This window comes from Paenibacillus hubeiensis, from assembly GCF_032334105.1.
Classification (GTDB): Bacteria; Bacillota; Bacilli; order Paenibacillales; family Paenibacillaceae; genus Paenibacillus; species Paenibacillus hubeiensis.
On the sequence record NZ_JAVYAE020000010.1, the window covers coordinates 106,662 to 127,018 of the forward strand.

At 52.8% G+C, this 20,357-nt stretch carries 22 protein-coding genes; 14 read left to right on the top strand and 8 right to left on the bottom strand.

The genetic code is table 11. The annotated features are described in order from the left end of the window. The first annotated feature begins 3 nt into the window (after nucleotides 1-3). The 5 genes from RSX24_RS22505 (at nucleotide 4) to RSX24_RS22525 (ending at nucleotide 5,487) form a co-directional block, all read left to right on the top strand. A complete protein-coding gene (locus tag RSX24_RS22505) occupies nucleotides 4-825 on the top strand; it encodes an ABC transporter permease (protein WP_236413233.1) in 822 nt (273 codons plus the stop codon). A gap of 4 nt (nucleotides 826-829) precedes the next feature. After that, the gene (locus RSX24_RS22510) at nucleotides 830-1,621 is read left to right on the top strand and encodes an ABC transporter permease (RefSeq protein ID WP_236413232.1); all 792 of its coding nucleotides are present in this window, start codon (nucleotides 830-832) and stop codon (nucleotides 1,619-1,621) included. A gap of 18 nt (nucleotides 1,622-1,639) precedes the next feature. Continuing rightward, complete coding sequence (locus tag RSX24_RS22515) at nucleotides 1,640-2,695, top strand: ABC transporter ATP-binding protein (protein ID WP_236413231.1); 1,056 nt, start codon at nucleotides 1,640-1,642, stop codon at nucleotides 2,693-2,695. Nucleotides 2,696-2,769: 74 nt separating this feature from the next. Then, complete coding sequence (locus RSX24_RS22520) at nucleotides 2,770-4,548, top strand: adenine deaminase C-terminal domain-containing protein (protein WP_343261830.1); 1,779 nt, start codon at nucleotides 2,770-2,772, stop codon at nucleotides 4,546-4,548. A 198-nt stretch (nucleotides 4,549-4,746) separates the two neighbouring features. Then, nucleotides 4,747-5,487: an HAD family hydrolase gene (locus RSX24_RS22525; RefSeq protein ID WP_339275095.1), complete on the top strand. Its 741-nt coding sequence runs from the start codon at nucleotides 4,747-4,749 to the stop codon at nucleotides 5,485-5,487. A gap of 91 nt (nucleotides 5,488-5,578) precedes the next feature. Here RSX24_RS22525 and RSX24_RS22530 read toward each other — a convergent pair whose 3' ends face one another. Further along, a complete protein-coding gene (locus RSX24_RS22530; RefSeq protein ID WP_343261831.1) occupies nucleotides 5,579-6,037 on the bottom strand; it encodes a hypothetical protein in 459 nt (152 codons plus the stop codon). Then, nucleotides 6,015-6,662: a helix-turn-helix domain-containing protein gene (locus RSX24_RS22535; RefSeq protein WP_339275091.1), complete on the bottom strand. Its 648-nt coding sequence runs from the start codon at nucleotides 6,660-6,662 to the stop codon at nucleotides 6,015-6,017. The genes RSX24_RS22530 and RSX24_RS22535 overlap by 23 nt, the downstream gene beginning before the upstream one ends. Before the next feature lie 493 nt (nucleotides 6,663-7,155). Between RSX24_RS22535 and RSX24_RS22540 the strand changes: the two genes are divergently transcribed. The 3 genes from RSX24_RS22540 (at nucleotide 7,156) to RSX24_RS22550 (ending at nucleotide 9,499) form a co-directional block, all read left to right on the top strand. Further along, on the top strand, nucleotides 7,156-7,632 hold the full coding sequence (locus tag RSX24_RS22540) for a Dps family protein (RefSeq protein ID WP_343261832.1): 477 nt from the start codon (nucleotides 7,156-7,158) through the stop codon (nucleotides 7,630-7,632). Between the two features lie 127 nt (nucleotides 7,633-7,759). Continuing rightward, nucleotides 7,760-8,905 carry a nitric oxide synthase oxygenase gene (locus RSX24_RS22545; protein WP_343261833.1) on the top strand — a complete coding sequence of 382 codons (1,146 nt, stop codon included), beginning with the start codon at nucleotides 7,760-7,762 and terminating at the stop codon, nucleotides 8,903-8,905. A gap of 126 nt (nucleotides 8,906-9,031) precedes the next feature. Next, nucleotides 9,032-9,499, top strand: a complete 468-nt coding sequence (locus RSX24_RS22550) for an NUDIX domain-containing protein (protein ID WP_236413221.1) — start codon at nucleotides 9,032-9,034, stop codon at nucleotides 9,497-9,499. 46 nt (nucleotides 9,500-9,545) lie between these two features. Here RSX24_RS22550 and RSX24_RS22555 read toward each other — a convergent pair whose 3' ends face one another. Together RSX24_RS22555 and RSX24_RS22560 are read right to left on the bottom strand one after the other, a co-directional pair. Then, nucleotides 9,546-10,826 carry an MFS transporter gene (locus RSX24_RS22555; protein WP_343261834.1) on the bottom strand — a complete coding sequence of 427 codons (1,281 nt, stop codon included), beginning with the start codon at nucleotides 10,824-10,826 and terminating at the stop codon, nucleotides 9,546-9,548. Nucleotides 10,827-11,137: 311 nt separating this feature from the next. Then, nucleotides 11,138-11,266, bottom strand: a complete 129-nt coding sequence (locus tag RSX24_RS22560; protein ID WP_290371416.1) for a hypothetical protein — start codon at nucleotides 11,264-11,266, stop codon at nucleotides 11,138-11,140. 304 nt (nucleotides 11,267-11,570) lie between these two features. On the opposite strand from RSX24_RS22560, the gene RSX24_RS22565 reads away from it, so the two are divergent. Genes RSX24_RS22565 through RSX24_RS22580 form a run of 4 tightly spaced genes read left to right on the top strand, consistent with a single transcriptional unit; the run spans nucleotide 11,571 to nucleotide 15,354 of the window. Continuing rightward, entirely contained in the window at nucleotides 11,571-12,680 is a 1,110-nt protein-coding gene (locus RSX24_RS22565; protein ID WP_236413218.1) for an ABC transporter ATP-binding protein, read from the top strand. Continuing rightward, the gene (locus RSX24_RS22570) at nucleotides 12,670-13,503 is read left to right on the top strand and encodes an ABC transporter permease (protein ID WP_236413216.1); all 834 of its coding nucleotides are present in this window, start codon (nucleotides 12,670-12,672) and stop codon (nucleotides 13,501-13,503) included. The genes RSX24_RS22565 and RSX24_RS22570 overlap by 11 nt, the downstream gene beginning before the upstream one ends. Beyond that, nucleotides 13,478-14,284, top strand: a complete 807-nt coding sequence (locus RSX24_RS22575; protein ID WP_236413215.1) for an ABC transporter permease — start codon at nucleotides 13,478-13,480, stop codon at nucleotides 14,282-14,284. The genes RSX24_RS22570 and RSX24_RS22575 overlap by 26 nt, the downstream gene beginning before the upstream one ends. Continuing rightward, complete coding sequence (locus tag RSX24_RS22580; RefSeq protein ID WP_343261835.1) at nucleotides 14,281-15,354, top strand: ABC transporter substrate-binding protein; 1,074 nt, start codon at nucleotides 14,281-14,283, stop codon at nucleotides 15,352-15,354. Before RSX24_RS22575 ends, RSX24_RS22580 begins: the two co-directional genes overlap by 4 nt. 156 nt (nucleotides 15,355-15,510) lie before the next feature. On the opposite strand, the gene RSX24_RS22585 is transcribed toward RSX24_RS22580, so the two are convergent. From RSX24_RS22585 to RSX24_RS22595, 3 genes are all read right to left on the bottom strand, one after another. Continuing rightward, nucleotides 15,511-16,014 (bottom strand): NfeD family protein, encoded by a 504-nt coding sequence (locus tag RSX24_RS22585; RefSeq protein ID WP_236413213.1) that lies wholly within the window; start codon nucleotides 16,012-16,014, stop codon nucleotides 15,511-15,513. 180 nt (nucleotides 16,015-16,194) lie between these two features. Further along, the gene (locus RSX24_RS22590) at nucleotides 16,195-17,169 is read right to left on the bottom strand and encodes a cation diffusion facilitator family transporter (protein ID WP_438286872.1); all 975 of its coding nucleotides are present in this window, start codon (nucleotides 17,167-17,169) and stop codon (nucleotides 16,195-16,197) included. Between the two features lie 216 nt (nucleotides 17,170-17,385). Then, the gene (locus tag RSX24_RS22595) at nucleotides 17,386-18,156 is read right to left on the bottom strand and encodes a DODA-type extradiol aromatic ring-opening family dioxygenase (protein WP_343261836.1); all 771 of its coding nucleotides are present in this window, start codon (nucleotides 18,154-18,156) and stop codon (nucleotides 17,386-17,388) included. Between the two features lie 213 nt (nucleotides 18,157-18,369). On the opposite strand from RSX24_RS22595, the gene RSX24_RS22600 reads away from it, so the two are divergent. Both RSX24_RS22600 and RSX24_RS22605 read left to right on the top strand, forming a co-directional pair. Beyond that, the gene (locus RSX24_RS22600) at nucleotides 18,370-18,735 is read left to right on the top strand and encodes a glyoxalase superfamily protein (protein ID WP_343261837.1); all 366 of its coding nucleotides are present in this window, start codon (nucleotides 18,370-18,372) and stop codon (nucleotides 18,733-18,735) included. 40 nt (nucleotides 18,736-18,775) lie between these two features. Continuing rightward, the gene (locus RSX24_RS22605) at nucleotides 18,776-19,324 is read left to right on the top strand and encodes a helix-turn-helix domain-containing protein (protein ID WP_343261838.1); all 549 of its coding nucleotides are present in this window, start codon (nucleotides 18,776-18,778) and stop codon (nucleotides 19,322-19,324) included. Between the two features lie 212 nt (nucleotides 19,325-19,536). Here the strand turns inward: RSX24_RS22605 and RSX24_RS22610 are convergent, their stop codons facing one another. Continuing rightward, on the bottom strand, nucleotides 19,537-20,256 hold the full coding sequence (locus tag RSX24_RS22610; RefSeq protein ID WP_339275076.1) for a 3-ketoacyl-ACP reductase: 720 nt from the start codon (nucleotides 20,254-20,256) through the stop codon (nucleotides 19,537-19,539). Between the last annotated feature and the right edge of the window lie 101 nt (nucleotides 20,257-20,357).

Below are 20,357 nucleotides of genomic sequence, written 5' to 3' on the forward strand. Positions count from 1 at the left end.
GTGATGAAAAAATCAGTTATGTACTGGCTGCTGCTGCCTGGTCTCGTTTTTCTGGCAGCCTTTATGGTCATACCGATTGTCCTGACGATCGGCTCGACCTTCTTTCAGGAAAACCGGTTTACGTTTGAAGGGTACATGCAATTTTTCAGAGACCCCTACTTTTTGAAAATTCTGCTTACGACGCTGCAGGTCAGCGTGGTCACCACCTTGGTATGCGTGGTGCTCGGATTCCCGACGGCATATTATATTTCGCAAAAAGCGCCTCGGCGCAAGGGCATTCTGCTTGCCCTCGCCATCTTTCCGTTGCTGACGAGCCCGGTCGTGCGTTCGTTCAGCTGGATGATCATTCTCGGCCGCAAAGGGCTCGTCAACAATACGCTGGTCGGTCTCGGCATCATCGACAAACCGCTGGATATCATGTATACGCCAGCCGCGATGATGATCGGTTTGACGCATCTGTTCCTGCCGCTCATGATCATTTCCCTGGTCGGCGTGCTGGAGAACATTGACGGCGATCTGCTCAAAGCGGCTCAGAGCTTGGGTGCCTCCCGTTTCACGGCATTCCGCCGGGTAGTCTTCCCGCTGGCGGTGCCCGGTCTCGTCATTGGTGCCGTGCTGGTCTTCGTGGGCAGTCTCACGGCATACACGACGCCGGCCCTGCTCGGCGGTAAGCAGCGGGTCATCGCAACGTTCCTGTATCAGAACGCGATGACGCTGAATGACTGGTATCTGGCCTCGGTCATTGCGGCGATCATGATTGTCATTACGTTTGTCGTCGTTGGCATCATGAACAAATTGGCCAAAACTTTAAATCCGAAGGGGTAAAATTATGCGGGAGAAACATATCGGGCTGGGCCTGTTCAGTCTGCTGGTCTTTATCTTTCTGCTGGGCCCGCTTCTGATCATCTCGGTCACGTCGTTCGAGCCGGGAACGGTACTGAAATTTCCGCCGGAGGGCTTCTCCCTCCGCTGGTACGAAAATATATTCAACGCAGGCGGTTTCGTGCGCACGTTCCAGACGTCGATCGTCATTTCCCTGCTGGGAAATCTGCTCGCGCTGGTGCTAGGGATTCCTGCCGCTTATGCGCTGAGCCGTTTTGATTTCAAAGGAAAATCGCTTTTGAATGCAATCTTCCTGTCTCCGGTGCTCATCCCGGGGATCGTGCTTGGTTTCACGCTGATGAGATACTTGATCGTGATCTATCATCTGCCGATGTACCTCGGGCTTTTGATCGGCCACACGGTAATTATGCTTCCATTTATCATTCGGGTCATCGCGTCGAGCTTGTCGAGCTTTGACTTTGCCGTGGAAGAGGCTGCGCTGAGTCTGGGAGCGGGACGGATCAGAACGTTCTTCCAGGTGGTGCTGCCCAACATTCGGTCAGGTATTCTGGCTGCGGTGCTCATTGCTTTCCTGGAGTCGTTCAACAATGTCGACATTTCCGTGTTCATGACCGGACCAGGGGTAAGCACATTGCCGATACAGATGCTGACGTACGTGGAAAATTATTTCGATCCGACCATCGCGGCGATTTCGGTGCTGCTCATGGTGCTGACCGGCTTGCTCATGTTTGTGATCGAACGTGTAATGGGTGGACTTTCTTATTTTACTAAACGTTAATTGGAGGCGCTAAAGCGTATGGCATTGCTGACTTTGGACCAGGTATCGGTGGCTTATGACAACCAGACGATCCTGAAGGATTTTCGATTGGAGCTGGAAAAAGGCAAGCTGCTCTCCCTCCTTGGACCGAGCGGCTGCGGCAAAACAACGACACTGCGTCTCATCGCCGGATTCCTGGAAGCACAGCAAGGCAAGTTCATGTTCGGCGGCAAGGACTATACGAAGGTTCCGGTGAACAAACGGAATTTCGGATTTGTGTTTCAGAGCTATGCGCTGTTCCCGCACTTGTCGGTTTACGACAACGTAGCCTTCGGCCTGCGGATGCGCAAAGTGAAGGATAAAGATATCGGGGCGCGCGTCATGCGCATTCTCGAAGTGGTGAACCTGAACGGTTTCGAAAAAAGATTCCCGCAGGAGCTGTCCGGCGGTCAGCGGCAGCGCGTGGCGATTGCCCGCGCGCTGGTCATCGAGCCGGATCTGCTGCTCTTCGACGAGCCGCTCAGCAACCTCGATGCCAACCTGCGGGTGAACATGCGCGTGGAGATTCGTCGAATCCAGCAGGAGCTGGGGATTACGACATTGTACGTCTCGCATGATCAGGAGGAGTGCTTCTCCATTTCCGACCAGGTGGCGATCATGAACAAAGGCGTCGTCGAGCAGCTCGACCGCCCGGAAACGATTTTCAAATATCCGGCGACGGAATTCGTGGCCCGGTTCATCGGGTTCCACAACTTCATCGAGTTCGCGGACCGCAGTGATGCGGGCGATACGATTACCTTGAAAGCCGGCGGAAGGCAGTTCACAGCGACGGCACATCCGGGGACGGCAAGACCGGGCGCGCGCAAAGGCGCGATTCGTCCCGACGACCTGATCGTGAGCGGCGACACTTCGGAACAGTTGAACGCATTGCCGGGCATCGTGAAGGTCAGCACGTATTTGGGACGCAGTTACCAATACGTGATCGAGACGGAGCTGGGAGACTTCACCGCCAATCAGGAGATGGAGACGCCTTATCTCAGCGGACAGCGGGTCAGCCTCATTTTCCCGCAGGACAAGCTTGTACTTGTGGAATAGAAGCAGGAAGCATGGATGGAAGCCTATGGCATCATTCCATATGCTTGACACCGAGAAAAAGGAGATGATGCCCCATGCGTGTCGATCAACTGATTGTCAATGTACGGGTGTACAACAGCTACTATAAACGATTCGAAGAGAATAACGTTGCCGTGCTGGACGGCAGATTTCTATACATCGGACCTGGCGGGACGGATCGGTTCGAAGCGTGCGAGGTGATCGATGCCCGGGGACGGTACATGATTCCCGGCCTCATCGACATCCATCTGCACATCGAAAGCACGATGGTGACCCCCGCGACCTTTTCCCACGGGCTAATCCGATGCGGAGTTACCTCCATCGTGGCGGAACCGCATGAGATGGCAAACGTGTTCGGCCTGGAAGGCGTGCAGGAAATGATGGCCGCGAGCCGGGAGACGACGGTGGACATGTTTTACGGCATCCCGAGCTCCGTGCCGGCCACGCCGATGGAAACAACGGGCGGATCGATCGAAATCGAGGATATGGATGCGCTGCTTGCGACCGGGGAGATCATCTGTCTGGGCGAAATCATGAACTACGTTGACGTCATTCGCGATCCGGAATGCAAAACCAACCAGATTTTGCGCCATATCCGCAAAAACTATCCCGATCTTGTCATCGAAGGACATACGCCGAAGCTGCTGGGACTGGATCTGCATCGCCTCATCTATGCCGGGGTGGATTCGGACCATACCCATCAAAGCATCGAAGGCCTTCAGGCCCGCATCGCGGCAGGCATGTTCATCGAGATTCAGGAAAAATCGATGACGCCGGAAGTGATCGATTACTTGATCGGTCATGATGTGTCGCAGCATTTCTGCTTCGTCACGGATGACGTTATGCCGGATTCGCTCGTGGCCCGCGGACACCTTGATCATATCGTGCGCAAGGCCATCGGCATGGGCATGCGCCCCGAAGACGCCATCTATGCGGCAACGTCTACGCCTGCGGCACGGATGAAGATGACCGATCGCGGCAGCATCGCGCCGGGTAAAATCGCCGACTACTCGCTTGTAGCGGATCTGGATAAACTTTCGATTGAACAGGTATATAAGAACGGGAAGAAAGCTTATGACGATTACGAACCGCATGAGCAGACACGGACAGCCCCGCAATTTCCGTCACACTTCTATAGCAGCGTGAAACTGAATCCGTTGGCAGCCAGCGATTTCTCCATCCGGCTGGACGATCCCAAAGTGAACGGAAGCATGCTGGGAGCAAAGGCGGAGGCGAGTTCGGCAGGTTCGGTTACCCAGTTGTCCGATGGCCTGCATAACTGCCGGGTAATGATGGTGAAAGACGGTTCGACCTTTGTGGAAGAGCTGATCGCGCCGATCGAAGCGTTGAACGGTGAATTGCAATGGGAAAACAGCGAATACGGTCAAATCGCGACGTTCGAGCGTTATGCCGTGAACGGCAATCGGGCGTATGGCCTGATTGGCGGGGATACGATCAAACGCGGTGCCATTGCAACGACATATTCGCATGACAATCACAACCTTCTGGTTGTAGGACGTAATCGCGAAGATATGATTCTGGCAGCTAACACGGTGATTTCGAGCCAGGGTGGTTTCTGTGTAGTGGAAGACGGCAAAGTATTGTCCCATCTGGAACTGCCGGTGGGTGGCATCCTGACCGAGGAACCACTCGCTGTTGTATCACATCAAGTGAAGGAACTGCGCGCAGCGATGCTCTCGCTCGGGTATGTACACTATAATCCGATCATGTCGCTAAGCACGCATTCGCTGGCGGTAAGCCCGGCGCTCAAGATCACGGATCATGGCTTGATCGATGTTAATGCGGGCAAAGTTGTACCGTTGATCGTGGATTAATGGAGCAGGCATATGCATTCTCTTTTGGAGAGAGTGCGTATGTCTTTTTATGTTTTGTTTGGAGAGGAACAGCAAGGACATCAGGGCATTTGCCATAGGAGTTTCAAGCGTTGGTTGGAGTGAAATATCAACATCCTTGTGCGGATATGGTATCATAGCTACATTTCGTGGATGAGAAGTGGGAGGGAGATGACGTTAATGGAACCAGAGAAAAAAGCGATCTTTTTCGACGTGGACGATACACTGTACGATCATTTACAGCCGCTGCGGGGAGCGCTGCAGGAAGTCATCGGGCTGCCTGACGATTTTCCTTATGCGGAGGCATACCACCGTTTTCGTTATTACAGCGACTGGCTTTCCGATCAGGAAGGGCTATCCGCCGTGCCGGAGCCGGAAGCGGTGGAGCGGATGCGCCGTCGGCGTTTTGAGCTGATGCTGAAAGAGTTCGGGATTGCGGTAGAACCTGAACAGGCTGCTGCACTCCAGGAGCGATATTTGGGTCGCCAGTTCCACATTCAACCGTTTGATGGAGCGTATGCTCTGATGCATGAATTGATGGAGGAAGGCCATTTTGTCGGTTTGATTACCAACGGCGAAGGTGCGCATCAGGAGCGCAAGCTTGAGGCACTGAAGGTGCGAGACGTGATTCCGAGAGAGCGTATTTTCATCTCGGGGACGATCGGCTATGCCAAGCCGGACCGCCGTTTGTTCGAGCATGTGAGCAAACAGACGGGGACCGAGGCGCGCAACAGCTTCTATATCGGAGACTCTTGGCGGAACGATGTCGTGGGCGCAGTCAATGCCGGTTGGCAGGTGATCTGGTTCAATCATCGCCAGGCCGAACCGGAATCGGATCATCAGGCGCATTACTTGGCTCATAGCTATGAGGAGATTGGACGAATATTGGCAAAGGCGGTGTCCCCTGTACGCGTGCTTTAGTGTAGTAGCTACAAAATAGATAAGCCTTTTAGTACACGAAGGACCTGCACTTATCGCACCAAAAAGTCCTCCTTAATAGGAGGACTCACGATTAATTTCTACGCTGTCTCTGAGAACGTCTCGTTTTTAAAATATATGGAATAATATGATTACTAAGAACATCATGTATTGTATACCCTGGAACACCTTCAATTCGTTGACCATCTTTGTCTTCCAAGTTCATAGGAATATGGAAATGCCATGGATCAAACTTTTTAAATTCGTGTGGAGTTTCATCACGGTGATAGTGGGCATGAAATTTTTGAAGAATCTCCTTGTTACCGGCATACCAGTCATAATAATATTCGATTAGTTCGTCACCTTCAAAGATCTCTTTGCATTGAAGATATCCATCATAATCATGGAATTTTATATTCACATTAATTTCTCGACCCTTTTTGTGGTCGAGTTCTTCTCTTGGCGTCTCAATAGGTCTTGCCGAAAAAATTTCCGGGTAGACATGATCAAGGTTACTGAAAACTGTCTTTTTAACGTTGAGAAACTTGCGCACTAGCTAACCTCGCTTTGTATGACCACCATACCGAAGCATCTGTGTCCTCTGCTGTGAGCTCTTTGATTGTCTTGTCGCCAAAAACTTCTTCGAATGTGCCACCGTAGTTTTGTTCAAACTCTTTAATGGATTTTTGTAAGTAAGTTATTTCATCGACTTCTGGATTTTGGTTTTCAGCTTCCCAATTCGCTTTCAATACTGCAACGGAGACGCGATTACCATTCGCAAAAATAACTTCAGCATCTTCCGAAATTTTGGACCACTTCTGTCCTTCTTTTTCAGCACCAATTATTTTCCCCTGACGAATCCAGGTGTTAATTGTTTGCGGTGAAACGCCCAGGTACTTAGCAACTTCTGTAGTTGAGAAGTTTACACTAACTTGTTCTCGAGCAGCTTCCTCCGAAATGTGTTGTAACAAGGCTAAAGCATACTCCATAACCATTGCTTTGTCGGACAGTTGTTCCTCGTCCCACAGTTTAACGTAACGTTCTGCCCCTTTCACTGTAAACAATAAGTTTTTAATGAGTGCTGCTGTGGTTGGCAAGTCGAACTCGATCATATTTTGTAAATAACTGTGAGCACTCGGTCCGGTTAAGATACTTCTTTCAATTACGGTTGGACGCATTATCATCTCACCTCTCACCCCCATATTATAAATGTATGTTCAGTTTGTCAACAAAGTGAAAGAAAACAGAAAGCGAATGATTAATATTATTATCATATTTGTTGTCCTTATACATATCCTTTTTTTCTTGAGATCGTGCTCAAAATACTTCGTGTAGGAACCGTCATAATGATGCAGTCCATGTCTTATGGTGCATTTGTCTAATTTCGTTATATAAGGTCAGAAGATGAAGGCCGCTTCATGGAATCTTCATTTGAAAGAAGTGCCATAGGTCTTTTCAAAGTGAATATCCGATGATATAATTAAAACAAGATTTAGATTAAGTCTAAATTAAAGAAGTTAAAAATGAATATAAATTGATTGAATATGTTACACATTAACGGAGAGTGCAGAACCATTCTGGAGATGGGATGCAATCGGAGTAACCGGGTGTAACTAACGAATCAACTTATATAAACACTTAAATTCTACATTCCGAAAGGGGATATAATCCATGAGCACAATCCAAACTACCAACACATTCAACGCACGCATGACCGAACTTCACAACGTACTGAACCGCCAAATCGCAGGCTGGTCCGTATTGTACACCAAACTGCACAACTTTCACTGGTATGTGAAAGGTCCTCATTTCTTCACCCTGCATGGCAAATTCGAAGAATTGTACAACCTGGCGACCGCCAACATGGACGAAGTTGCCGAGCGTTTGCTGGCGATTGGCGGCAGCCCCGTAGCTACGCTCAGTGAGCAGTTGAGCCTTTCGCCAATCGAAGAAGCGGTTGGACAACCAACCGCAGAGCAAATGGTGGAGGCCGTCGTTGCTGATCTCCGGACCATGGTGTCGGTCATTCACGAAGGCATTGAAGCTGCAGGCGAAGCCGTGGATAACGCAACCGAAGATATGCTGATCGGCTTCACGGCTGGACTGGAAAAAGAAATCTGGATGCTGAATGCTTTTCTGGGCAAATAATCAAGGTTGCCTGCATCCTGACAACGATATGTAGAGTCCGTGAACAAAATGCCCGTTCGCTTACAAATCCGGTGGGCTTGCCGTATAATGATGGCATTCTAGTCGTATGGATGGGTGGTTATGGACAATGCGGACAGACCCGGAAGAGCTGAAACAGGAAGCGGAACGGTTTATATATACATGTTATGAAGAGCTGGGCCACACGCGCGAAGTCGCGGAGGCCCGGCTTGTTGTCGTGCTGGGCGACATCGCGGCCACAGGCATGTACACGCACACGAAGGAAGAACTGGAGCATGGCTGCAAAATGGCATGGCGGAACAGCAACCGCTGCATCGGCCGCCTGTTCTGGGACAAGCTGCGCATCGTGGATGCGCGCGAGATCGAGACGGCCGCTCAAGCAGCCGAGGCCATCCTTCACCATATCCGGACGGCATCGAATGGCGGCAAGGTCATTCCGATGATCACGGTTATGGCGCCGGAAGGGCCTCAAGGCGCTCCCTTGCGGATCTGGAATCATCAGTTGATCCGGTATGCCGGATACGAAACGGAGAATGGCATCGTGGGCGACCCGGCTTCGGTGGAGATGACTGAAGTGGCGATGTCCCTGGGTTGGCAAGGGGCGGGCACCCCATATGATGTGTTGCCGATCATTATTCAATCGGATGGACAGGACCCCGAATGGTTCGAGGTGCCGGGGGAGGATATCGTGGAAGTGCGCATCGAGCATCCGGACCGGCCAGAGATGGCCCATTTGGGCTTGCGCTGGTACGGCGTGCCGATGATTGCCGACATGCGTCTGGAAATCGGGGGCATTTCCTATCCGGCGGCACCGTTCAACGGGTGGTACATGGGAACGGAGATCGGCGCGCGCAATCTCGCCGATCCATTCCGGTACAACAAGCTGCCTGAAGTCGCGAAGGCGCTTGGCATGGACACGTCGAGCGAAACGACGCTATGGAAGGATCGGGCACTGGTGGAGCTCAATGCAGCCGTGCTGCATTCGTTCAAGAAGGCGGGCGTCAGCATCGTGGACCATCACACTGCGGCTTCGCAGTTTGCCTTGTTCGAGCAGCGGGAATCCCAGGAGGGACGCGAGCTGACCGGCGACTGGACTTGGCTTATTCCGCCTGTGTCGCCTGCAACGACGCATATTTTCCATAAGCCGTATCGCAACAAACTCGTGAAGCCCAATTTTTTTTATCAGGAGAAGGCGTATTCCTGCCAAGCTGCAGCTTTTGGCGACGCCCCGATGAAATGCCCGTTTGCCCACTAAGGTGATGCGAACGGGCCTTTTTTTACTGAAAATAGGAAATGTATTCTCTATTCTTTTCTCTTTATTGGGTGATTTTCCGGAACTATACTTACTCCATAACTTCACATAATAAGGAGATGTCCGAAAATGGGATATGTCGAGTCTTTGCGTGAACGAATCGGCAATGCGCCGCTCATTCTGGTAAGGCCAAGTGTGCTGATCCTCAATCCGGCCGGGGAAATTTTGCTGGTGCGCCATGTCGATGATACTTGGGGCGTGCCGGGGGGATGCATGGAACTGGACGAATCCGCCGAGGAATGCGCCATGCGCGAAGTCAGGGAAGAATTGGGGATCGAGCTAGGGCGGCTGCGGTTGTACGGCGTGTTTTCGGGCAAAGATTTATATACCAAGCTGCGGAACGGCCACGTGTACTCCAATGTGGTGATCGGCTACGTCTGCACCGAATACGAGGGTGAACTAAGGCCGGATGGGGTGGAAGTTCTCGAAGCGATGTTTTTCCATCCGTCGGCTTTGCCTGAGAAGACAGATCCCTTTCTGCGCAGCAAAATAGCCGAGCACGCAGGGCAAATCGCCGCGCTCATTCAAAATGGCTGATGATCCATTCAAGAAGGACGGATTTTGGTCTCCTTTGAGTCAAATTTTATTGTTTGCTGCGTGCATTCTCGGACGACAAATGTTCGGTGCGATGCTGCTTGCGCATGAAGGCTTGCACGGTGATCGCCGCACCTATGAGTGCGAGGTTGAACCAAAAGACGGCGTACAGCGATCCGGCTTCCGCCAGCAGCGCTGCAATCAACGGAGAGACGATGGAGCCGATCTCTGCGGCCGAGACGATTTTGCCGATGGCTTCACTGCGGCCAGTCTCCGGAATATGATCGCCGATGTGCGCGAAAAAGGAGTCCATATAACATGCCCCGCCGACTCCGCCGATCAGCATGCCGAGATATACCCAGACATACGACGATGTCGTCAGGAACACAGCGACCTCCACCCCGATGAACAGCATGCCCAGCATGCAGAGCAGCAGGCGGTCTCCCATGCGATCCGAGAGATAACCTGCCAGCGGCGCTGCGGCCAAGGTTGAAATGCCTACGACCGTAAAGGCCAGGCTGATGGAGAAGGAGTTCCATTGCATGATATGGGTCGCATAGAGTGCAAAATAGGTCAAGAAGACGGCATATGCGCTCATTTCCAGAAAATGCACCAGGCTATAACCGAACAGCTGCTGGCCGGGTGTAAGTTCACCGCGGAGTCCAGTCCGTTGGGTGTCTTTATCGGCTTCCGTAAAGGAGGGAGGGGACGGGGAAGCGGCGGCGGGTAGCATCGCAGCGTCCACTTTGGACGATGATCCGGCGTCAGCCTTAGAACTTGTTGTTGTGTTGCGTATAGCCATGGCGGCAAGCATGGCGACCAGGCAGCAAACCGTGACCAGCCAAAAGGGCACGGAAGGCGGGAAATGCAGCGCCAGCCAGCCGCTGACGACCGGGCCGAGCACCATGCCGCCACCCTCGCTGCTGCTGATATAGCCATTGTACAGCCCGCGATTGTGCTCGCTGCCGCCATCACCGATGATCGAACGCACCGTGACGGTAAGCCCGGTAGAAGCAAGCCCTTGCAGCAGCCGCAGCAGGCCGAGCAGCAGGGCCGAGGAGGCCATGGCGAAGCCGGCCATGCAGAGCGCGAGCATCAGCAGCATGAGGATGAGCGACGTTTTGCCTCCCGTTTTTCGATACAACCCGGCAGCAGGCACGCCTCCGATGACTTTCCCGACATAAAACATGGCAAAGATGATTCCCATCGTCCAGCTGGACAACCCCAATCCATCAATAAACAGCGGAAACAGGGGGAGAATCATGAATCCTCCCATCTGGCTGAGAAAACAGACCACGATTAATAACGGCAAATTACGGCGAAGATCCATAGGTGCCTCCTTTCCGCAGTACGGAAATTCACTCCATGCGTTCAGACCGTTCCCTTGCACACATATTTACATATCCCCGACATCATATGCGTCAATCGGCCAAATCAGAATACTGGCATCAACGGCGCGGTCGAGATCGGTTTTGAAATGGTTCCCATCGTTTCGATTGTGGTATACTGGTGCTATAAGAACCGTAGCAGCATAAAACATCCGCGATGCGGGAACATCGCGGATGTTGACAAAGTCGGCCGGTGGGCAACCACGGCGAGATTTCGACACTTCACTGAAAAACCACCGGGTGGGGCTCCAACCTATTGCCGGTGGTTTTTCTTGACTTTGCGTGTTTTCTTCCGCGGACCGATTAACGTTTGCAAACCGGCCGAAATACCGACCAGTTTGAGCAGCACGTCCAGCATTTTCACCAAAAGATCAAGCGACACAGCGTCACCCCCTCTCAGGGCATCTTCGCCGTGACGTAGTACCACCGGATGCTTTGTCCCATCCATTATACCATATTATACCTTTTGGGAACGTGTGTTCGATTCGATTTTTGGAATTATTTTTGGAATTCCTATGGTCTGTATGTGAGTCCGGCCCATCAGGGGCAGCCCGTGCCGGAATGCCTTTCCAATCCTAAGAAAATGGGGTAAATTAACCTTATTCGAAACATGGCTGAACCAAAGTCGTGTATAATGGATAAGGTTTCTTAGGGTAAACCTCAAGATTAAGGGGGCGATGCGAGACATGTCAGAACAACAACCGATTATCCGGTTCGAACGGGTGACTCAACAGTACGACGACGATGATGCCGTATTGAAGGGAGTCAGCTTCGAGATCGAACGGGGTAAATTCTATACGCTGCTCGGCCCTTCGGGCTGCGGCAAAACGACGATTCTAAGGCTGATTGCGGGCTTTGCGCAACCGACGCAGGGCAATATTTACTTCAATGGTGCCTTGATCAACCATATCCCTGCGCATCAGCGACAGGTGAATACCGTTTTTCAGGATTATGCGTTATTTCCGCATCTGAACGTATTCGAGAACGTGGCCTTTGGCTTGCGCATCAAAAAAATGAAAACGGCTGAAATTCGCAGCAAAGTGTTGGAAGCTTTGAAATTCGTCAACCTGTCCGGTTATGAGAACCGGGAGATCGGAGAAATGTCGGGCGGTCAGCGCCAGCGCGTGGCCATCGCCCGCGCGATCGTGAACGAGCCGGAAATTTTGCTGCTGGACGAGCCGCTTTCGGCATTGGACCTGAAGCTGCGCACCGAGATGCAGTACGAACTGCGCGAGCTGCAGCAGCGGCTCGGGATCACGTTCATTTTCGTCACACATGATCAGGAAGAGGCGCTGGCGATGTCGGACGAGATTTTTGTCCTGAACGGGGGACTCATCCAGCAGAGCGGCACGCCGAACGACATTTACGACGAGCCGATCAACCGCTTCGTGGCCGACTTCATCGGGGAGTCGAATATCGTGGCTGGCCGGATGAAGCAGGACTTCGTGGTTGAATTTGCGGGCGCACAGTATGAATGCGTTGACCAAGGGCTGCAGCCGGACGAACCTGTCGAAATCGTCATTCGTCCGGAAGATCTGGAGATTACGACCGAGGAACAGGGCAAGCTGAAGGTGCGCGTGGATTCGCAGCTGTTCCGAGGCGTGCATTACGAAATTTCCAGCTATGACGACGCCGGCAACGAGTGGCTTGTGCATTCGACGAAAAAGGCTACGGTGGGAGAACGAATCGGATTGTATTTTGATCCGGAGGCCATTCACGTCATGCGCCTGAACGAGACGGAAGAAGAGTTCGACAAACGCCTGGAATCCTACCAGGAGGCAACCCATGCAGACTAAGGCGAGCACGCGCAATGCGTATCTGATTCCCTATGTCATATGGATGGTATTGTTCGTCGTTGCCCCGGTGCTGCTCGTGGTGTATTACTCGTTCTTCGACGTTGAAGGGAATTTTACGCTCGGCAACTATGCCGAATTTTTTACGCCAGTGTACATGAAGATGACGCTCAGCTCGTTCTGGTACGCGTTTTTGATCACCGTGTTCTCTTTGCTGGTATCCTATCCGACGGCTTACCTGCTGACACGGACCAAGCACAAGCAGTTATGGCTGCTGCTGATCATTCTGCCGAGCTGGATCAACCTGCTGCTCAAGGCATATGCCTTTATCGGCCTGTTCGGAACATACGGGCTGACCAATTCCCTGCTTGAAGTGGTCGGCATCGGCACACAGCAAATTTTGTTTACCGACTTCAGTTTCATATTCGTGTCGGTCTACATTTTTATTCCGTTCATGATTTTGCCGATCTTCAATGCGCTGGAAGAAATGAATCCGTCGCTGATCTATGCGGCCCGCGATCTGGGGGCTTCGTCCTGGCTGACGTTCCGCCGGGTCATCTTTCCCCTGACGCTGAGCGGCGTGAAATCCGGCTGCCAAGCCGTCTTCATTCCGGCGTTGTCCCTGTTTATGATCACTCGTCTGATCGCGGGGAATCGGGTCATTACGCTGGGGACGGCGATCGAGCAGCATTTTCTCGTCACCCAGGATTGGGGCATGGGTTCGACGATTGCCGTCTTTTTGATCATTGCGATGGCAGTCATCATGTTTCTGACCGGATCTGGCAGGAAGGAGGTGCGCGGTGGGAAGAAACGGAAAGCTGTCTAACCTGTATTTGACGATCGTGTTTCTGATTTTGTACGCGCCGATTGCATATCTGATTTTCTATTCATTCAACAGCGGCGGGCATATGCGGAACTTCGAGGGTTTCACCCTGGAGTGGTACCGGGAAGTGTTCGCGGATACGCGGCTGCTGATCATCGTGCTGAACACGTTCATCATCGCGTTGTTGTCCTCGGCGATTTCAACGATTCTCGGCATTGCCGGAGCGCTGGCGATCTATCATGTACGTCGCAAACGGACGAAAAATACGTTGCTCTCGCTGAACAACGTGCTGATCGTTAGTCCGGACGTCATTATCGGCGCATCGTTCCTGATCCTGTTCACCATGATCGGCATCAAGCTGGGATTCACTTCGGTCCTGCTCTCGCACATTGCGTTCAGCGTGCCGATCGTGGTCATCATGGTACTGCCGAAGCTGCAGGAGATGAGCCCAACGCTGATGGACGCGGCACGCGACCTCGGCGCAGGCTCGTGGCAGGTGCTGACGCGAGTGGTGCTGCCTTACGTGAAACCAGGCATTTTCGCCGGATTTTTCATGGCGCTGACTTACTCGCTGGATGACTTTGCGGTTACGTTCTTTGTGACGGGCAACGGTTATTCCACGCTTTCGGTGGAGATTTACTCCAGGGCGAGACAAGGGGTATCCCTGTCCATCAATGCGCTGTCCACATTGCTGTTCCTGCTGACGGTGCTGCTGGTGATCGGGTATTACTTCATTAACCGCCGCGCCGCGAAAACGCCTGCCGGAAGGGGGCTGCGCCCATGAAACAGCTGGTACGGACGTTTGCGCTGGTATTCATTGCGGCCTTTGCCTTGATGATCCTGGCATCTTACTTGAACCGAAGCCAGGGGTATTCCGGCGGCAACACGTTGACGATCTATAACTGGGGCGATTATATCGATCCCGATCTGTTGACCGAATTTGAAGAGGAAACGGGCATCAAGGTCATCTACCAGACCTTTGATTCCAATGAGGCGATGCTGACGAAGATCGAGCAGGGAGGAACCACCTTCGACGTGGCGATCCCTTCCGAATATGCGATCAGCAAAATGAAGGAAGAAAACCTGCTTGTCCCGCTCGATCACAACAAGCTGCCCAATCTCAAATTCATCGATCCCCGGTTCCTTAACCTGTCGTTCGATGAGGATAATCGCTATTCCATCCCGTACTTCTGGGGAACGGTCGGCATCGTGTACAATCCCGAGTTGGTCGACGGGCTGACGTTTAACAGCTGGAACGATCTGTGGGATTCCCGGCTCAAAAACCAGATTTTGCTGCTCGACGGCGCTCGTGAGGTCATCGGCATGGGCTTGAACAGCCTGGGGTACTCCTTGAACGACACCAATGAGGACCACTTGCAGCAGGCTCTGGCCAAATTGTCCACCTTAACGCCGAACGTGCGGGCGATTGTCGGAGACGAGATCAAAATGCTGCTTGCCAATGAAGAGGCGGCCGTAGGCCTCGTGTGGTCGGGAGACGCTTCCGAAATCATGGACGAAAACGACAAGCTGGATTACGTGGTGCCTGAAGAAGGCTCGAACTTGTGGTTCGACAACATGGTTATTCCGAAGACAGCCCGCAACATCGACGGGGCACACCAGTTCATCAACTTTATGCTTGATCCCGAGAATGCGGCCCGCAACGCCGAGTATGTCGGTTATTCCACGCCGAATGCCGAGGCCTTGAAGCTGCTGCCAGAGGATATTTCCGGGGATGAGCGCTTCTATCCTGACGAGACGCTGACGGGCAAGCTGGAAGTATACGATAATCTGGGCAAAAAAATGCTGTCCCACTACAACGACTTGTTCCTTGAGTTTAAAATGCACAGCAAATAAAGGCGCGTTGCCCGCTTCGCGGTCAAATCGCACCTTATGCCATGAAAAACCCCCGTTTGCCGGGCACATGACGTGCCTGGGCAAACGGGGGTTTTTGCGTTGCAATAGCCGTTCGTGCATCTATCGCACGCAGCCATGGTACGCTCTCCGTACCCTTTACATCCGTTTTTTGCTGCGGCCGAGAATAAACCATGAACCCAGCACGATAAGTCCGATTGCCACGAATGGCTGAATGAAGGACAGACTGCTGAGCATATTGCCTAGCGACATCACTGCAAAGAACAGCAAGGACAGCACCAGCAGGATGTTGATCGGAATAAGCAGCCAGCGATTGCGGCCGCCGAACCAGTACAGCTCGAACAGACCGACTGCAGCGGCCAGGATGAAACCCGGCCACATCGTGCCCCAGTTGCCGAACAGCATGGCGATCTGGCTGACGATGCCCGCGGTTAACAGGATCCCGCCCGGAACGAGCAGGCCGACCCCCCTGCCGATCATGGAGAAGTAGAGCCAGTGAAAGAACAGTCCTAGCGGGATAACAAACAAGGTGGGCCAGAAGGTGGCGAAAATGGTGCCTGGGCCGAGGGAACCTCCCTGGTTAAGCATCAGGTAGACGCCCAGCAAAATCAGCACGGGCGCCAGAATAGCGCGTTTAGACATACGATCTCTCCTCTGCATCGTGGGATCAATGATCTGGTTGGTCACGGATTCCTCTGTTTCATTACATACAGCATACCATGAGCTGGAAAATGCGATCCTCGGTCTGTGGAGTTAAAATGAACCTAGACCAAAGTCTAGGTTCTTCGTTCATCTTGTATGCCTGCCGCATTTAATTTTGTGTTAAGGCTCTACGATCTCGGCTTGTTTTTTGCCCCAGGTGTTCACGCCGTCATCTTCGATGATCGAGATGGCCGCATCCGCGATATCGGGATCGGTCATCAGCTTCTCCTGAATCCGGAATTTGATGTCGTCGGCATCGGCCAGCGTCAGCCCTTTGGTCAGCTCGATCAGACCTTCGACATGATAGTAGCGGCCTTCCTGAATGATGCGCATCATTTGAATATCCGCAACATGGGAATCGGCCAGGATCGTCCGGGTTACTTTGTCCTCAACGTCTTGCGGGGCGGCCACGCCGATGAGCCCGATCATGTTGTCAAATCCGACGCGGAAGGCCACGGCAATCATAAGGCAGCCGATCAGCGTCGTGACGATGCCGTCGAGCAAGGCGAAATTCGTCAGTGCAATAACTACCACCGAGATGAGCGCCAGCGTTGCGCCCAACACGGCTACCACGTCCTCATAAAATACAAGGCGAGTAGGCGGGGCGGCGCGTCCCACGTTTTTGATCGCTGCGGGAACGAGTCCGAGACCGCTGGTTTTGGGCGCGCGTGCTTCCACCAGAATCTCTTTCATCGCTTTGATGAGAATGGCTCCATCGATCAGGATGTTGAGCAGAAGCACGCCGATGTTGATCCACAGTCCGCCCGAGTGGCCTGCCGGGTGCTGCAGCAGATGAATGCCCTCATGGATGGTCTCGTACGCCATGATGGTCACCACGATGACGGCGATCATGCAGAAAATGTTGATGACCCGCCCGAATCCGGTCGGGAAGCGGCGCGTCGGCTGTTTCTCGGACAATACGCTCCCGACAAACACGAACCCTTGGTTAATGGCGTCTGCAAGCGAGTGCATGGCCGACGCAAACATCGCTCCGCTTCCGCTGAGCAGGAACGCTCCTCCTTTGCAGAGGGCAAGCACCGCATTACCTGCCATCGCCGTCGCCGAGGAGGTGTTTCCTTTTTTGACGAGAGACATCAGGCTCTCCGATTTCGGTTGTTCAACCACGTTGAATGTTCCTCCCAATAATGTATTAGATGGCAAAAGGCAGTGCGCTTGGTTAAAGCATGTGCATTTCCACTAAATGTTATTATAGCGTGCTTTACTTAAGGCAGCATTATGCAAAAAAGGTCATATCCGACCGATCTGCTAACCATCAATACACTAAATGAGCTGTCTCTGAAACAAACAAGTTTAGTCGAATTTCCAGCAGGAAAGGCTTAGATTGCCATATTGGTATGCTCTGAACAGCAGAGAAGCCTGTCGGTTGCGATCTCCTGCACCCATCGCCAGCAGGAGCGGCACGAAATGCTCCGGCGTAGGTACCGCCGCATGAGCGGATGGAGCCAGCGTGTCATAGGCAAAGAGCGTACCGGTGTTCCAAGCGGAGACGTTTTCTTGCAGCCAGTCATCGAATTCCATGGCCCATGGGTCCACGCCGTTGCTTTCCCAGTTCAATCGGCGAAGGTTGTGTACGGTGCCGCCGCTGCCGATCACGAGCACGTCCTGCTCACGGAGCGCACCCAGCGCCTGGCCGATTTTGTATTGCTCTTCATTGGACAAGTATCGGTTCACCGACAGGGCCACGACCGGAATGTCGGCATCCGGATAGAGCAGGCGGAGCACGACCCAGGCACCATGATCAAGTCCACGGATTTCATCTGTTTTCGCTTCGATGCCTGCTTTGGCAAATAAATGCAGGACATCTTTGGTCGTTTCGGCATGTCCTTGGGCAGGATATTTGATCTGGTACAGTTCGGGCTGGAAACCGCCGAAATCATAGATCGTGTCATGCCGGGCTACTGAAGATACAAGTTGTGTTCCGGATTCCCAGTGTGCCGAGAAGAGCACAATGGCTTTTGGCTTGGGGAGTTGTCCGGCAAGGCCTTGCAGAAATCCGGTATATGCGTTGTCCTCCAGTGCAAGGGAAGGCGCGCCATGGGCGATAAACAAGGAAGGCATCATCGTGCATTCAGTCCTTTCGTACCTTTATAAAGTTCACCAATAGAAAACAAATATCTTTATTTATGAACGAAATGTAGCATGATCGCATTGTTGGGTCAACATATTTTTTGTATTATGAAAATATGTTACGTATAGGGAATCCTTATGCAAGAAATAAAGTCGGCTGGTTCGATCCGGCTCTGTATCGCCATCTTGATCAGAGGAGTGAAGCGAATGCTGAGAGGAATAGTGCCCATCCTTCGTATATTCGATGAGGAGCAGGCCAGATCGTTCTACGTAGAGTATTTAGGTTTCAAGGTGGATTGGGAACATCGCTTCGAAGAGGATCTGCCGTTGTACATGCAGGTATCGCTGGATGGCATCGTGCTTCATTTGTCCGGGCATTATGGAGATTGCACCCCGGGAGCTGCCGTGCGCATCGAAACGACGGATTTGGATGGGTTATGCGAGTCTTTGAACCGGCAGGAGCACAAGCATTCCAGACCGGGTATTACGGATACGCCTTGGGGCCTCAGGGAAATGAAAGTGATTGATCCATCCGGCAACCGGATTGTTTTCTATCAGGAGGATAACGAGTAAGCGAGCCAGGCACTGAATGTAAGGAGGAACACGCAGCGACATGGATATTGGCAAAACGATTCGTACGATCCGCAAGCAGAAGCAAATCACGATCATGCAGCTGTGCGAAGGAACAGGGTTATCCAAAGGTTTCATCAGCAACGTGGAAAACAACAAAACCTCGCCGTCCATAGCAACGCTTGAGAGCATTGCGGATTATCTGGACGTGCCGCTGCCGTATTTGCTGCTCACGCCCGAGCAGCGGATGAACGTGGTGCGGAAAAACGAGCGAAAAGAGACGACTGCGGGGGACGGGCAAGTCAAAGTGCAGCACCTGACGGCCAAAGGAGCGATGCGCATGTCCATTGTGGAGCTGCCGCCGGGAGCCTCGACCGGGATGAGCAAACATGCGGGGGAAGAAAGTCATCTCGTGCTGCAGGGCACGATTCGTGCCGAGCAGGGAGAGGACGGGGAAACGCTGGAGGCGGGCGATTCGTTCAGCTGGAATGCGGTCGTGCCGCACGAAGTCACGAATGTTGGCGCAGAGACTGCGGTGATCCTGATCGCCGTGTCCAAGGAACTGGATCTGGATCGGCTCGGGGAGCATTAAGGTAGGAGCGCGTGAAGCGCTGATATGCGGCCTTCAAACGATGCTTGATAACGTAGCGGACTGTCCCGCTGCTCTTTCTAGCTGATTTTACGCATCAACATCAAACACAAAAACCACAGGTACCGCGTACCCGTGGTTTTTGTGTTATCCAAATGAAGTCGGGAGAACAATTTTCTACAGCATGCCATGTCCGAATTGACCCGAACTGCCGCTTATTGCGGGTTGGTCGTCCAGATGCCGGCCGCTTTGACGAAAACGCGATCCGACAGCTTGAGGGTGGCCAAGGCCAGCTCGGCTACGTCCTCCGGCTGCATCATGCGGTCTTCGTCGCCGATTTTCAACCCTGCATTGCTGGCCAGCTCGGTATTCACCGTGCTTGGCGTCAGGGCGGTTACCCGGATGTTCGATTTGCGGACTTCCTGCATCAGCGATTCGGTCATGCCGAGCAGCGCGAATTTGGATGCGCAATAGGCCGAACCTGTTGCGAAGCCGCGTTCGCCCGCAGTGGAAGCGATATTGATGATGCTTCCGCTGCTTTGCTTGATCATGCTAGGCAAAGCTGCGCGTGTAACGTAGTATGTACCCATCACGTTGACGTGCAGGATGCGTTCCCACTCTTCAGGATCCATATCGAGCAGCGTGCCGAAGCTGGCGATGCCCGCATTGTTGATCAGGATGTCCACGGCGCCAAGCTCGGTTTCGATGGCAGCAACGGCCGCCTCGGCTTGCGTGCGATCGGAAATGTCGGCCACCGCGATGATGACCTTCACGCCATGCGTCTCGCTCAAGGATTGCTGCAGAGCTTCCAGGTCGGATGCCGTGCGGGCGATGAGCCCGAGGTGAACGCCTTCTTTGGCTAGAGACTCCGCGATGGCGCGTCCGATGCCTTTGCCTGCGCCGGTGATGATAGCTGTTTTGTTTTTCAATTCCATGCAGGAATCCTCCTTTAAAATTGGACTGGCCTTTGATTATACTATATTACCCAAGGATCGGAAATTCGCTTCGTCACCAGCCCAATTCCATTCGGAGAAGC

Coding starts and splice junctions, on each gene's coding strand:
- RSX24_RS22505 (WP_236413233.1), top strand. CDS start 4: ATGAAAAAATCAGTTATGTACTGGCTGCTGCTGCCTGGTCTCGTTTTT.
- RSX24_RS22510 (WP_236413232.1), top strand. CDS start 830: ATGCGGGAGAAACATATCGGGCTGGGCCTGTTCAGTCTGCTGGTCTTT.
- RSX24_RS22515 (WP_236413231.1), top strand. CDS start 1,640: ATGGCATTGCTGACTTTGGACCAGGTATCGGTGGCTTATGACAACCAG.
- RSX24_RS22520 (WP_343261830.1), top strand. CDS start 2,770: ATGCGTGTCGATCAACTGATTGTCAATGTACGGGTGTACAACAGCTAC.
- RSX24_RS22525 (WP_339275095.1), top strand. CDS start 4,747: ATGGAACCAGAGAAAAAAGCGATCTTTTTCGACGTGGACGATACACTG.
- RSX24_RS22535 (WP_339275091.1), bottom strand. CDS start 6,662: ATGCGTCCAACCGTAATTGAAAGAAGTATCTTAACCGGACCGAGTGCT.
- RSX24_RS22540 (WP_343261832.1), top strand. CDS start 7,156: ATGAGCACAATCCAAACTACCAACACATTCAACGCACGCATGACCGAA.
- RSX24_RS22545 (WP_343261833.1), top strand. CDS start 7,760: ATGCGGACAGACCCGGAAGAGCTGAAACAGGAAGCGGAACGGTTTATA.
- RSX24_RS22550 (WP_236413221.1), top strand. CDS start 9,032: ATGGGATATGTCGAGTCTTTGCGTGAACGAATCGGCAATGCGCCGCTC.
- RSX24_RS22555 (WP_343261834.1), bottom strand. CDS start 10,826: ATGGATCTTCGCCGTAATTTGCCGTTATTAATCGTGGTCTGTTTTCTC.
- RSX24_RS22565 (WP_236413218.1), top strand. CDS start 11,571: ATGTCAGAACAACAACCGATTATCCGGTTCGAACGGGTGACTCAACAG.
- RSX24_RS22570 (WP_236413216.1), top strand. CDS start 12,670: ATGCAGACTAAGGCGAGCACGCGCAATGCGTATCTGATTCCCTATGTC.
- RSX24_RS22580 (WP_343261835.1), top strand. CDS start 14,281: ATGAAACAGCTGGTACGGACGTTTGCGCTGGTATTCATTGCGGCCTTT.
- RSX24_RS22585 (WP_236413213.1), bottom strand. CDS start 16,014: ATGTCTAAACGCGCTATTCTGGCGCCCGTGCTGATTTTGCTGGGCGTC.
- RSX24_RS22590 (WP_438286872.1), bottom strand. CDS start 17,169: ATGTCTCTCGTCAAAAAAGGAAACACCTCCTCGGCGACGGCGATGGCA.
- RSX24_RS22595 (WP_343261836.1), bottom strand. CDS start 18,156: ATGATGCCTTCCTTGTTTATCGCCCATGGCGCGCCTTCCCTTGCACTG.
- RSX24_RS22600 (WP_343261837.1), top strand. CDS start 18,370: ATGCTGAGAGGAATAGTGCCCATCCTTCGTATATTCGATGAGGAGCAG.
- RSX24_RS22605 (WP_343261838.1), top strand. CDS start 18,776: ATGGATATTGGCAAAACGATTCGTACGATCCGCAAGCAGAAGCAAATC.
- RSX24_RS22610 (WP_339275076.1), bottom strand. CDS start 20,256: ATGGAATTGAAAAACAAAACAGCTATCATCACCGGCGCAGGCAAAGGC.